This window comes from Mucilaginibacter sp. KACC 22773 (assembly GCF_028736215.1).
Taxonomy (GTDB): domain Bacteria; phylum Bacteroidota; class Bacteroidia; order Sphingobacteriales; family Sphingobacteriaceae; genus Mucilaginibacter.
The window spans coordinates 3,462,624-3,475,660 of record NZ_CP117883.1; the positions used below are offsets into that span (position 1 = coordinate 3,462,624).

Annotated in this window: 8 protein-coding genes; 1 reads left to right on the forward strand and 7 read right to left on the reverse strand. The window is 45.6% G+C overall.

Annotated elements, in window-relative coordinates:
* Positions 1-357 precede the first annotated feature (357 nt).
* Positions 358-1,476: an NHL repeat-containing protein gene (locus PQ469_RS14435; protein WP_274213594.1), complete on the forward strand. Its 1,119-nt coding sequence runs from the start codon at positions 358-360 to the stop codon at positions 1,474-1,476.
* A gap of 473 nt (positions 1,477-1,949) precedes the next feature.
* On the opposite strand, the gene nagA is transcribed toward PQ469_RS14435, so the two are convergent.
* From nagA to PQ469_RS14470, 7 genes are all read right to left on the reverse strand, one after another.
* Entirely contained in the window at positions 1,950-3,131 is a 1,182-nt protein-coding gene (nagA, locus tag PQ469_RS14440; protein ID WP_274213595.1) for an N-acetylglucosamine-6-phosphate deacetylase, read from the reverse strand.
* A gap of 74 nt (positions 3,132-3,205) precedes the next feature.
* Positions 3,206-5,311: a CehA/McbA family metallohydrolase domain-containing protein gene (locus PQ469_RS14445; RefSeq protein ID WP_274213596.1), complete on the reverse strand. Its 2,106-nt coding sequence runs from the start codon at positions 5,309-5,311 to the stop codon at positions 3,206-3,208.
* Between the two features lie 159 nt (positions 5,312-5,470).
* On the reverse strand, positions 5,471-6,547 hold the full coding sequence (locus PQ469_RS14450; protein WP_274213597.1) for a cellulase family glycosylhydrolase: 1,077 nt from the start codon (positions 6,545-6,547) through the stop codon (positions 5,471-5,473).
* 18 nt (positions 6,548-6,565) lie between these two features.
* Positions 6,566-7,648 carry a sialidase family protein gene (locus PQ469_RS14455; protein WP_274213598.1) on the reverse strand — a complete coding sequence of 361 codons (1,083 nt, stop codon included), beginning with the start codon at positions 7,646-7,648 and terminating at the stop codon, positions 6,566-6,568.
* Positions 7,649-7,891: 243 nt separating this feature from the next.
* Positions 7,892-9,955, reverse strand: a complete 2,064-nt coding sequence (locus PQ469_RS14460) for a beta-L-arabinofuranosidase domain-containing protein (RefSeq protein WP_274213599.1) — start codon at positions 9,953-9,955, stop codon at positions 7,892-7,894.
* Positions 9,956-10,270: 315 nt separating this feature from the next.
* Positions 10,271-12,112 (reverse strand): glycoside hydrolase family 2 protein, encoded by a 1,842-nt coding sequence (locus tag PQ469_RS14465; RefSeq protein WP_274213600.1) that lies wholly within the window; start codon positions 12,110-12,112, stop codon positions 10,271-10,273.
* A 217-nt stretch (positions 12,113-12,329) separates the two neighbouring features.
* A complete protein-coding gene (locus PQ469_RS14470; protein WP_274213601.1) occupies positions 12,330-13,028 on the reverse strand; it encodes a DUF3823 domain-containing protein in 699 nt (232 codons plus the stop codon).
* Positions 13,029-13,037: the final 9 nt, after the last annotated feature.

Sequence of the window (13,037 nt, forward strand, 5' to 3'; positions counted from 1 at the left end):
TTAACATTAAGATATCTTAACGCGGGGTTTATCATTAAGGAAGTGTTGGCCGCAGCATTGCATGTGAGTTATTTATGCCCCGATTGGAAAAGCTTATGAACATCCCTATTCACGCCTAAGCAACAAAAATGCTATTTCACCAAATAAACATCAAGCCATATGTGGGTTAGCCAGTTATGAATAGCTTTATATTATTGAGATATCAAAATAGCGCTGGTTAGTTTGAATATTCTGCCATAGTACTCCTAATAGTAATGAGGATCATGAGATGTGGTGCCGACCGTCATTTGGATCTTTCCGGTGCGCATTTAGGTTTGTATTTAAATAAGTTATCTTTTTTATTTAACTCACCACACCATGAGAACTCGAACAACTTTCATTTTAACATTTGCTCTACTGTTGGGCAACGCATCCTGTGTTAAAGAACTTAATGCTCCTACCAGTGTATCGCTAAGCCCCCTTGCCGACAGCAGAATACAGGCTCCGTTCAATATTAAACCGACCACAGTAACAGTAAGCACATTTGTGGGCAGTTTACAACAGGGCTCGGCTGATGGCACAGGCACGACAGCTTCATTTAATAAGCCAAGAAGTTTGGCGTTAGATGCTTCCGGTAACTTTTATATGATAGATCAGATAAATTGTACAATACGTAAGATAACCCCATTGGCCGTCGTGACGACGCTCGCGGGCAGTGGTTTTCCGGGGTTTGCCGATGGGCAGGGCGCTAAGGCTGAATTTTCTTATCCATCTGGCCTGGCGGTGGACGTTTCCGGTTATTTATACGTAGCAGATGGTACCAGGATACGTAAGGTCAGCCCGTCAGGCCTGGTGACAACCTTTGCCGGCAGCGGAGCGGCCGGTTCCGCCGATGGAAAGGGTGCTGCAGCCTCATTTTGGGGAGCAACAGATGTAGCCTTAGATGTTTCAGGTAATGTTTATGTGGCAGATTTCCTTAATTTCAAAATCCGAAAAATAAGCCCGGATGGCATGGTAAGTACCTTTGCAGGGAGTGGAGTTCAGGGAACAGCAAATGGCAAGGGTGCTAAAGCTTCATTTGACAGCCCGAATGGCTTGACAGTGGATACAAAAGGTAATGTATATGTAGCAGAGGAAATTACTAATCAGATTCGCAAAATAACCCCACACGGGGTAGTTACAACTCTTGCAGGCTCTACTGAACGAGGTTCAAACGATGGCAAGGGTGCTAAAGCTTCGTTTTATTACCCCGGGGGCATGTGCTTAGATGCTTCAGGAAATTTGTACGTAGCTGATAATGGTAGCAATAAAATACGAAAGGTGACCGCACAGGGTGACGTGACAACTGTTGCGGGTAACGGCGTTGAGGGCTTCGCAAATGGGCCAGCTGCCTCTGCATCATTCAATCGGCCAACAGACGTGGCGGTAGATATTTTCGGATATATTTATGTAGCGGATTGGCAAAACAACATGATACGAAAAATAGTGATCAGGTGATCATGAGACGCTGATTTCATAAACCAGAAAAGTAAACTTACTGATGATTGAAAGAAAGAGGCGTTCAACGTGCATCCCAGAGCCTTTGCGATGTATGCAGCCCCCTGGTTTGTCAACACTATTTGAGTCCGCACCAAAAGCCCGGTTTTGCTGCTTTATTTTTTCAAGAGTATAGTCTTTACCGTTTAAAGCCCGGTACAGCAAAATAGTCAGGAGCCGTGGCTGTCGCCGCCGTTTATTTATAATATTCTTAACCCTTTTCCTATGTCGCTACCTTTGTGACTGCTGTGTTTTGGTTACTTCACGGGCGGCTGGAAAACAAGCGAATATGAGGAACGAATACTTACCTGTGTACGGAAGTAAGGCTGGTTGCAAAATTAAACCCGGCGCTTAGCGTGTGATGTAATGCGGAAGCCTGCCGTAGCGCCGTGCCCTGCCTGTTGCAAAAAAATTCTGCCACTCACAACTCAAACCTACCCACCATACACCAGCTTTCCGTTCACGATTGTTGCCTGAATATTTACCTGCTCATCAAATATGGCAATGTCGGCATCAAGGCCTTCAACTAAAGCGCCTTTGCGGTCATCTACCCCCATAATCATTGCCGGGTTTTTGGTCATCATTTTTACGGCTTCGGGCAGTGGCACGTCGGCCATTGTCATCATCGTACGTACCAGCCTGTCGCAGGTGGCCACACTGCCGGCAAATGAGCTGCGGTCGGGTAGTTTGGCAACGCCGTCTTCTACAATAACTTTTAAACCGGTATCCTTATTACCCAGTACGCTATCACCTTCGGGCATACCCGCCGCCCGCATGGCATCGGTGATGAGCGCTATCCTGTCCGGCCCTTTAATTTTGTAAACCAGTTTTAACAAGGGCGCAGGCAAATGAATACCATCGGCAATAACCTCCACATCCATAGCATCAATCAAAAAAGCGGCTTCAATAACTCCGGCGTAACGGTAGGCATTGCGCCTGGTTACACCCGACATGCCAGAATATAAATGCGTTGCCAACTTGTAACCGTTTTCAAAAGCTAAGGCAACTTCCTCGTAAATAGCATCCGTATGCGCCAAAGCGGGCATAATGCCGTTGGCCTGCAGGTATTTGGCAAACTGAATTGCGCCGGGCAGTTCCGGTGCGGCGCTCCAGCGTTTGATTGCCTTGGAGTAAGCAATAATCTCTTTATACTCCTCCTCGTCGGGATTGCGGATATAGCGTGGGTCCTGCGCACCGCGCTGGTTCATGGCAAAGTATGGGCCTTCCAGGTGCATACCTAAAAATTGCGCACCCATTGTATTTTTAGCATCGGCTGTGGCATACAAATCAAGCGTTTTGAGCAGATCGGCCTTTTCGGCGGTGAGGGTTGTGGGTACCATGGCTGTGGTGCCATAGCGGGCATGCGTACGGGCTATTTCCAGGAAAGCTTCCTCGTTACCGTCCATAAAATCGTGGCCCCCACCGCCATGCACATGGATATCAATAAAGCCCGGCGAAACATAATTACCATGGGCGTCGATTACCAGGGCATCAGGAGCGTCGATATCTCGCTCAGATATAGCCGCTATCTTTGTTTGGTTGATGAGTATAGTGCCATTAATGATGCCCTTGGGGGTGATGATACGGCCGTTTGTGATCTTTACTTGCTTGTTCATTTGCTGATAGGCCTACAAGTTAAGCTGATTTGGTGAAACTTTAAGTCTCAGCATAAAAAAAGTAACGAGGCACTTTATTTAAGCCAGATGGTTTGCGTAAAAGCACCGTCAACAGCAGCGTCCCATATCTCTAAACGTGCCCATTTGCGGCCTTTAAGGTTTTCTGTTAAGGTAAATAACCTGCTGTCAAATGCTTCGGTTGCATCAAGGTTAACACGTTTGCGATAAACCTGCTTACCATCGCCAGATATGATTTCGGCAAAATTAAGCGGGAATGTCCAGCTGGTTTTAAACGAGATATGGCATTGCCCATTGGCAGGCAAGGCAACAGTTTCGCCGGACGACCGGCCATTTATTTTAAAATCTTCAATCAATACTTCGCCGGTGGTTGAAAAGAATTTCCCCTGCTGCAACACATCCAAAACAGTTTGCCAGCCTTGTTTATATTCCGGTTGTTTATCCAGTTTCAGGTAATTGATATTCATGTGGGCATACATTTCATTTTCCGGTTCGATGCTGAACAAGTCTGCTTCCGAGAGCACTTTTTTATGCAGGCCCCAGTTATTCATATCGTCCATCAAATCCAGCACCCGTTTCCCCAACCTGGGTTGCGACAAATCGGCTGGCATCGCCTTCCAGGCACCACCTAAAAACCTATCCGACAGAAAAAAATCCTCCTTTTTATATGCATCCGGAAACCCTGTTGATCCTTTGGTACGGGCATGTGCAGTCCAGGCCAGGCCATTTTCGGCTTGCAGCAGCCTCTGCATATCGTTTTTATCACCAATATGGTAAACCTTGCCATGTTCGGCATCGGTAGTTTCGAACGGCGTACCCTGTTTCCTGTCCATAATCCAGTAAACCGGTTTTGGGAAAAACTCCAGCCAGTGGCCTCCAAAAAACTCATTCGGCTCTTCGCCTGGCAACAACAAAAAATTTGATGAGGATAAGCGGGCGCATTGCTCAAACAAAGTTTTCAATTCCTGTAAGCGTTGTTCGCCGGGACCCTTAGGGTGGGCAGTATAGTGAAATTCGGCCAGGTGCACCATATTTACGCCAAGCCGTTTAAACACTTTTACAAAGCCGGGGCTGTCGGGTACAGGCTTACCTTTAAGCACCACACTCATAATAAACTCATTATGAAAATGGCTGGCCATGGTTTTGTAGCCCGGCAAGGGTTTATAGCTGTCATTATGTGTAAATTGCCTCACATGAGCTATCAACGCCGGTGCGCCATTACTACCTAACAGGCAAAAAAAGTTAAGCCGCTGTTTTGTCCCCGGCGGTGCGTTAAACCAGGGTACATAACGTTTATCACCATTTAATTCCTGCCGTATACCAATGCCAAAGCCGTCGAGCATTTGGCGGTAATTGTTGCCGTACCACACAAATTTGAGGTTAAAAGCTTCATCTAATGGGTAAAAGTATTGGTGCGGCGCCGGGAAAACCGCAATGCTCCCTTTATCATTTGTGCCGATGATTGCACGATACTTTACGGCTATGTTTTTAGCGGTATCAGGCTGATTAATAACTGCTGTTTGCAGTTTTTCGTAAACATCGCTGTAGCTGACGTTTTTTACAGGCCGCTCCTTCCCTACTAAACCGGCATCATACAGTATAGCCGTCGAATCTTTTTGTGTTGATACAACCGCTGCTATGTTGAACAGGGGCTGCCCGTTATAGAGTGTTATCTGCAGGTCGCCCTTAAAATTGGGGGCTTCTGCCCCAGTTATTGTAATTACAGTTCGTGAACCCGAGCTATTTACGTTGATATCCCTTTTATGAAAGTCAACTTTATAGGATTGATGCGGTTTTAGGGGAACCTTATCAAAAAATATATTCCATCCGTTTTGGGACACCAGGTCGCGCTTGCCTTCGGAGATAATGAACTGCGGATCGACGTTTTGGATAATGGTTTGGTATACGCCGTCTTTACTTAATCCGATGCTGTTGAATAATGGTTCGTCATTTTTCAGATTCAATACCAGCCGGCCGTTGTTGCCCTGGCCCGTGGGCCAGGTTATGGTAAATCGGGTGCCGGTTGGGCTTACGAATACTCCCGGGCTGGTTTTAAACTTTTTTTGCCTGATGATCTGCGCTGATGCGACATCATCAACAAGCAACAAGCCCATTAAAGCAAGGCACGCGGCAATTAAGTAACTGGTCTTTTTAACCCTCATCGCTATTTATTTAACAAATGCAGGGGCTATTGGCGAAAAAATGGCAAATCGACAAAAACTTACGAAGTTTTTAAAACTTCGTAAGTTTGGGATTTTCAAACATGTCATGGGTACCTCCTAATCTGCACATCTAAAATCTGACATCTGCACATCTGAAATCTATTTTCCCCGTCCTGTCAGGCTTTTAATCAGTTCTGTTTCTTCAGTTTTATATGGCGTGCCATCTTTGTGAAAAATATCATGGAACCACAGTTTTGGTTCGGCGCCATCGGGCATCGGGGTATCCCAGGCATAAATGGTATTGGTTTTGCCGGTTACAAAGCCCCAGTTTATGGCGCCTACGTTTTCTTTTTTCAGCATAGGCAATACGGTTGCAAATGTGCTGTTACGCGGGCGGGCCATATATTCGGTGCAGATTAGAGGGCGGCCAATCATTTTCAGGAATTGAACAGTTTTTAGGTGATCATCAACCGGCGAATAATCGTGATAAGTAGTTACATCCGAGTTAGCTACCTGGAACTTGTTTAAATCCTCTAATCCCCATGACCACACGCCTGCGCTTACCGGCTGGCTTGGGTTTACCTGGCGGGCCCATTTAAATACGTTTTTAAGCAGTGGTAAACTTTTATTCCCTTTACCTGAGTTACCCGGCTCGTTATATAAATCCCAAAGCAATATGCGCTTGTCTGCCTTAAAAGTGTTTAATACGTCCTTCACATATTTTTCCAACACCGGCGAATTGGCCATCTCTTCAGACGCCGGCTGGCCGGGGTCCTGCGCCCAGCCTGAATTGTGGATGCCAGGTTTTGGCTCGGGTTGTTTACCTGTTTTTGGCACCTTGTTCCAGCAATCGTCAAAAAATACAAACATGGTTTTAATGCCGTGTTTGCTGGATATGGCCAGGTATTCGTCCACCCGTTTTTTAAAGCCGGCCGGATCTTGCTGCCAGGCCAGGTGATGCAAAAACACCCGCATTACATTCATGCCAATACCTTGCGCATAGCCCAGTTCTTTATCAATAGTCTTCGGGTCGAAGGTATCGGCCTGCCACATTTCCAATTGGTTAATGGCGTTGCTGGTTATAAAATCGCTGCCTACAAGCCATTGGTTTTTGGCGTACCAGGCGCTGGCTTTTTGCGGGCTCCAAACGGCTGCTGTTGCTTTTTGCTGGGCCGATAGCTTCATGCTCAATGGCATTATTAAAGCGATGGCCAAGACTTTTAGTTTAGTTTGCATGTATAAGTGTTTAATAGTTTAATTCAATTTTTTATTGGTCAAATGTCCTTTTATCATCCAGATAGCGTTGCTGCCATAAGCATCAGTTGATGTTAAGGCGATAATGGTATCATCATTAAGCACACACAGCGAATTCCACAAGCCATGCTTGTTTAAAGGTACGGTAAATGGCGTGCTTACATTTTTAAAGTTTTTAGCATTATCATCACCAACAGCCACCTGCATACAGGCCAAATCGCCGTTATTATCCCGGTTTTGCGTGCTTTGGTACGATAGAATAGTTTGCCCGCTGTGCAACTGCCGCAGATAAGGTGCGCCGGCATAAACCGCCTGGGGCAACCCGGGTGTAAGTGCGTAAGTACGTTCCGCATCGCCAGGGCCGACGGTTTTTTGCCAGTTTTGCGCAATGCTGTTGCGAATGATGGAGGGTTTAAACTGGCCGCCGCTATTATCTTCAATGGAAAACACTATCTCACCTGTCCCCTTTAACAAAACAGGTACAGGCATCCCGTCGCGGTGGCAGGGTGTGAATGTTACAATCTCGGGTTTCTTTGTCCAGCTGAGGCCACCATCGTACGATCTGAAAAGCGAAATATTTTGCTCATTCGATTGCGTAAAGATGCCCTCGTCTGAATAAAACAACTGAATTTCGCCGGATGGCAACTGCAATTGCGACGGCTCCCAGCAACCATCCTCAAACCGGTAGCCGGCCTGGTATATCAAACGCTCATCTGTCCAGGTTTTACCTTCATCATAGCTTTTTTTGGTGATGATGGCGAAGTGTTTAGTAGTATCTGCCACGCCATTTACTTTGTGCGGCCGGGGATTATAGGATACCAGCAGCGAGTGGTCTTTCAGTTCCAAAATATCAGGAACGGCCATATTAACACCCGGAACCGATGAAGCCACTTTTACCGGGGCAAGCCAGGTTTCGCCAAGGTTGGTACTTACGGTACTTTGTATCCCGCCGTCGCCTTCATAAACACAAAGCAGATGACCATTACTGAGTTGTATGGCACGGGCATAGTTGCCACCACGTGCAGATACCTGTTTTAGCGTCGACTGATCCCACGCGATATCTACCTGATCACTTACTTTCACAGGCGTTTTTTCCTGCCCGCATGACAATTGCGGGATGAAAAAAAAGATTAGCCAACAGTATTTTCGCCTCATTATTATTTATAGTCAGGTATATTAAAACCTATTTTTTTATTGGACTAAAAAACTGTTGCGTTCGCAACAGGTGAAACAGATAAAAATATCAATTGCCTAATAATCAACAAATTAATAATTGTCATATTTTAAAAATCGCAACAGTAAGTACTACATCGCTTTAATAAACGCCTATTCTGCTACCGGAAACGATGAGATCCTTAGCCTTGCCCCGCCCATGGGCACCAATGTTAAATTAACTGTTGGCTGGCTGGTTTTAACCGGGCTTTGAGGCAGCACACCACAAAGGCCATACTGATCAATTGCCCAGCCGGGAATTTGTTTACCTTTGGTTTTTAACTCAATGGGGGCGTTAGCATTTGTAAATGGATTATTATCTTTTGGCCATGCACGGTGAATAATTTCAATTGATTTCTCGGGATGTTCCTGGTCAATTACCAAACCATAATTCCAATCAGATGCGGCGTGAATTTCAAACGATGGCCATTTTTGCGGATCGGCCGTAGGCTGCCAGTGCGAATCGCCCTGGGTTGTGGTACGGCTATCCTCCTTGGTGTATTGTTCATCAATTTTGAGCGAATAAGTTAGCGGACCGTATTTTACGCTCACGCTATTCTTATTTTGCTCCCACTGGCGTACTTTTAGTTGCATAGGTAGATGCAGGGTTATTTTATCGCCGTTTTTCCAGGTTTTAGCTAATTTGATATAGTCGCCGGTGGTTGAGCTCAATTTTACCGGGATGCCGTTTACCTTTACCGATGCAGCTTTACACCACTCAGGGATGCGCAGGTAAAGCGGAAAAGCAATAGTTTTTGACGCATTTACCGTAAAGCTCACCTCGTCTTCAAAAGGATATTTAGTGGTTTCCACAATATTTACATTTACGCCTTTGCCAACTTTTGCCGATACCTGCCCTTGGGTATACAGCTGTGCTGCTATGCCATTATCGGGGGTAGCCATCCAGCTGTTTTCGGCATAGTATACCCAACCTGCCGCGTGGTTGTGCTGGCAGCAGCGGCTGCTAAAAGGATTCATCATTAAAAACGGACCTTCATTGGCAATGCCGGGGCTGTGGTTTTTGCCATCGCTAAGCACCATGTTTGGTGCAGTTAAATACCTTAAAGATCGGTAATCGGGCATAAAGGCTGCCGAAAATGTGTTGAACGCCACATCTTCGCAGTTGGATGCCCAAAAGGTATCGCCGGTTGATCCTAACAGCATTTGATCTGATGTCATTTGCTCAACCATGCCACAGGTTTCTACGGCCTGGCGCGGGTCGTCATAACCTTTGCGGGCATTTTCATCGGCGCCAAACATGCCGCCGGGTACCTGGCCATATATTTTACGGATAAGGCTGAAATCGTTATAAGTAGCGGCCAGATCCTTTGGATCATGGCTCTGCAGGTAAAAAGTTGCCGGTTCGCGAAAGCATTGGGCTACGTTTACATTATGCCAGTTGGGCAGGTTATTGGCCTGGCGCCAATTGGCGGTATTTTTATCCAGTTTTGCAGCCAAATCCAACAGGAATTTATCGCCCGTACGATTGTAAAGCCAGTAAACGCTCAACATGTTATCCCCGCCGCGGCTGTTTTCCCAATAGTCCTCTAAAAACTCGTTGTCGGGTACGGATAGTTCATACTTAAAGTATTTAGTCATGAACGGTATTACCCTTGGGTCTTTCGAGTATTCGTAATAAGATTGCAGGCACCAAAGCATAGGCATGTTTGTCCACAGGTCGCGGTTACCTTTATTGGTACGGGCCGGGCCAAAATCGCCGTTATCGCGCTGGTTATTTAATACCGCGTCAATCCAGAATTTGGCTTCTTTAATAATCTTTTGATCGCCCAGCATATAGCCAATATTGGCGTAGCCTTTTAGCCAGTAAGGTAATTCTTCCCAACCATATTCGCCTTTACCTTCTTTATTTAGCCAGGCATTATTGGTTTTTGATAGCCAAACGCTTATTTCGCCCAGGTTACCGGTAAGGCCATCGCGCTGCAATTCCAACGCTTTTTTTAGCCAGCCACCTGCGTTTATGCTGCCTACCGGCAGTTTGGTAAAATATTCGTGCTGCAACGGCGCCCGGTTATTAATGTAATTGGCGTTCACCTGCTGGTTATTAACCTTTGTTATTACCGATGCCTTTACTGCTTGCGCCGCTGCTGTGTAAATACTGCCGCATATTGCTAAAACAGTCAAGCAGATCACTTTGCCTACTCTATTCATATTATTCATTGTGAAATATATTATTTGCAACTATTTGGCCTTCTTCAGTTCTCTCAAAAGGCTGCTACTCTATGTAAATATCGCTTGAACAATAATAAACGATGTCATTTCGAACGAGGTACGAGGAGAAATCCTATGCGACTTGCTCTGCACATGCTTCGCGGAATGCAGGGCGTATAAGATTTCTCTTTCGCTCCCTACACATTACTACGCTCGCTCTATCGAAATGACAACTTCTTTTTATATTAACTCTAAAAAGAGACTTTGCGACTAAAGTCCTCTCTGTTGAGCGGACTTTAGTCGCCGCTAAATCGTTCCTATCATTTATTTCGCCAACGCCGGATCGTAAAGTTTCACGTTTTCTTTGTGTAACAATTCTACAGGCATTTTAATCACTTTACGATCATAAGTCATAAAACCGTTAACCTCTCCTTCTACGTCGGTTGTTTGCGTATATACTGCAGCCGAAAGGCCAAGTTTTATAAGTTCCTGCAATCTATCGGTAAAGGTGATATAACGTTTTAGCAGGTCGTCGCCATTTTTAAAGTTCTGATAGCCCCAATTTTTGTTGGCTTGCCAGGTATGCCCGTCAACAGGCCAGCCAAGGCCGCCAAACTCACCCAGTACCACTGCTTTGGTTTTACCAAAAATCTCAGGGCGCGGCATTGCGGGGTGCGGGTAGTTATGTAAATCAACAATATTTCCGGTATCGTAAAAGTTACCACCGCTTGCACTGTTCACCAGCCGCGACGGGTCTTTTTTCATTGTCCATTCTGTAATTTCAACCGTTTTAAATTGTCCCCAGGCCTCGTTAAAAGGTGTCCATACCACAATGCAGGGGTAGTTGTATAATGAGTTGATGATGGCGTTCCACTCCTTGCGGTAGTAACCTTCAGATTCGGGCGTACGCTGCTGATCGGTTTGGCCGTCTAACACGCCGGGGCGGTTTTCCCAGTGGTTACCCAAATCGCCGCTTGGCATATCCTGCCAAAGCAGCATGCCTGTTTTATCGCAATAGTTATAATAGCGGGCGGGCTCAACCTTAATGTGCTTACGGATCATGTTAAAACCCATTGCTTTTAATTGGTCAATATCGTAGCTCATGGCCTCGTAAGTTGGCGGGGTGTACAAGCCATCGGGCCACCAGCCCTGGTCAAGCGGGCCGTATTCAAATACAAACTTGTTGTTTAGCAACATACGTTGCACGCCATTAGCATCGGCACCAAGAGAAATTTTGCGCATGGCAAAGTAGCTTTTCACTTCATCAACCGGCTTGCCTTTGCGGATAACAGCCACCTGCAAATCGTACAGGAAAGGATCTGTTGTCGACCATAATTTTTCGTCCTTTATATTCAATACAGCGTCAGCGCCTGCATCAACTGTTTTTTCGTCTACTTTGGTTTTACCATCCCAGGCAGTTATTTTCAATAGGTCGCCGGGCTGGCCATCGGTTACTTCGGCCGAAACCGTTAGCGTGTGATTATCAATATCGGGGGTTTGTTTGGTGGCTTCGATATGCGTTTTGGCAACGCCTTCCAGCCAAACTGTTTGCCATATACCGGTTACAGGCGTATACCAGATCCCTTCGGGACTTTTAACCTGTTTACCACGTGGTTGCGGGCCGTCATTTGTTGGGTCCCACACGCTCACTTTAATTTCTTGTTTTGCACCGCCTTTTAAATAAGGGGTGATATTGAATGTAAAGGGGTCGAAACCGCCTTCGTGCTTACCGGCGCTAACGCCGTTTACAAAAACTTCGGTACGCCAGTCAACAGCGCCAAAGTGTAGCAATACATCTTTGCCTTTTAATGTTTTATTGAGGGTGATGGTAGTTTTATACCATAACATGCTGTCCTTCCCCACCGTTTTGCCAACGCCTGACAGGGCAGACTCGACGGCGAAAGGCACCAATATCTTACCTTCATACCTGGCAGGGCCTGCGATACCTTTTTGCACTATGGCGTAATCCCACAATCCATTCAGATTTTGCCAATTACCCCTTACCAGCTGCGGGCGGGGATACCCGGGCAACGGCGCATTTGGGTCAACCTTGTCGGCCCAGGGTGTTGTTATTTTTGTTTTGATAAGGTGCCAGCTACTTTGCTGCGCATTAGCCGATAAACAGGCCGCAGTAAAAACCGCAAGGCATAAATTTAGTTTTTTCATTAGTTATATTAAGAGATAAAAAGCATCAAGTAGTTAGTAGTAAGTATCAGGGCTTTGGCAAATGTATGGCATCACACAATTACTGCTGGTATCAATACTGTTGCATAAGCATAATATTAAAAGTTTCGATACGTCACATTAGGTACCTGATACTAAAAGTTAACACATTGAAAAAAGGGGCCGCACCGCACAGTACGACCCCGAACCAATTATTAACTTAGAAGGACACTTTCACTAAAGGCGAGAATATCATATCCTCAACTCCGCTTATTTTAATACCAACCCTGGCAAATACATAATTTTGTGTTGGTGACAGCGAAGGGATACCAACACTCATGCTGATGTTACTCAAGCTGGTAATATCCGATCCGTTAAGCTGTGTTGAAGCTACCTGGTCGCCGCCCGATACAAACTGGGTTTTGTTGATATACAGGTTCACCCTGTCAATGCCTTTTGCATTGGCGTCGGTTATTACTTTTTCGATATTAAAAGTAGCCGTAACTGTTTTACTTGCGGCGGTTATTTTGGCATTGCGCACCATATAATATGGCATTACCTCAATATCCATGGTTTTATTGCCACTTATAGTAACCGCTATGGTATCGCGCTTGCCGGCAGATAACTCTTTCCACATGAACGGGCCCTGATTTGCAGGAATTGTGAATTTATAGTTACCGTTGAAAAGCAAAGTTGAATAATTGCCTTCCTGGTCAAACGTGCCTACTATTGGCGCTAATTTTCCAAAACCGGACTGATACAAGTTGAAAGGCACCTGGTTATACTCCACATTCACAGGGTCGCCTTTATAGGTTAACCTCCCGTTAAATGTTGCGGATGGCGCAGCATAATTATCTTTTTTACAACCCGTAGCTGTAAGCAAGAGTGCTATGATGATATGATGAAATTTTATTTTCATGATCGTAGT

Coding starts and splice junctions, on each gene's coding strand:
- PQ469_RS14435 (WP_274213594.1), top strand. CDS start 358: ATGAGAACTCGAACAACTTTCATTTTAACATTTGCTCTACTGTTGGGC.
- nagA (WP_274213595.1), bottom strand. CDS start 3,131: ATGAACAAGCAAGTAAAGATCACAAACGGCCGTATCATCACCCCCAAG.
- PQ469_RS14445 (WP_274213596.1), bottom strand. CDS start 5,311: ATGAGGGTTAAAAAGACCAGTTACTTAATTGCCGCGTGCCTTGCTTTA.
- PQ469_RS14450 (WP_274213597.1), bottom strand. CDS start 6,547: ATGCAAACTAAACTAAAAGTCTTGGCCATCGCTTTAATAATGCCATTG.
- PQ469_RS14460 (WP_274213599.1), bottom strand. CDS start 9,955: ATGAATAATATGAATAGAGTAGGCAAAGTGATCTGCTTGACTGTTTTA.
- PQ469_RS14465 (WP_274213600.1), bottom strand. CDS start 12,112: ATGAAAAAACTAAATTTATGCCTTGCGGTTTTTACTGCGGCCTGTTTA.
- PQ469_RS14470 (WP_274213601.1), bottom strand. CDS start 13,028: ATGAAAATAAAATTTCATCATATCATCATAGCACTCTTGCTTACAGCT.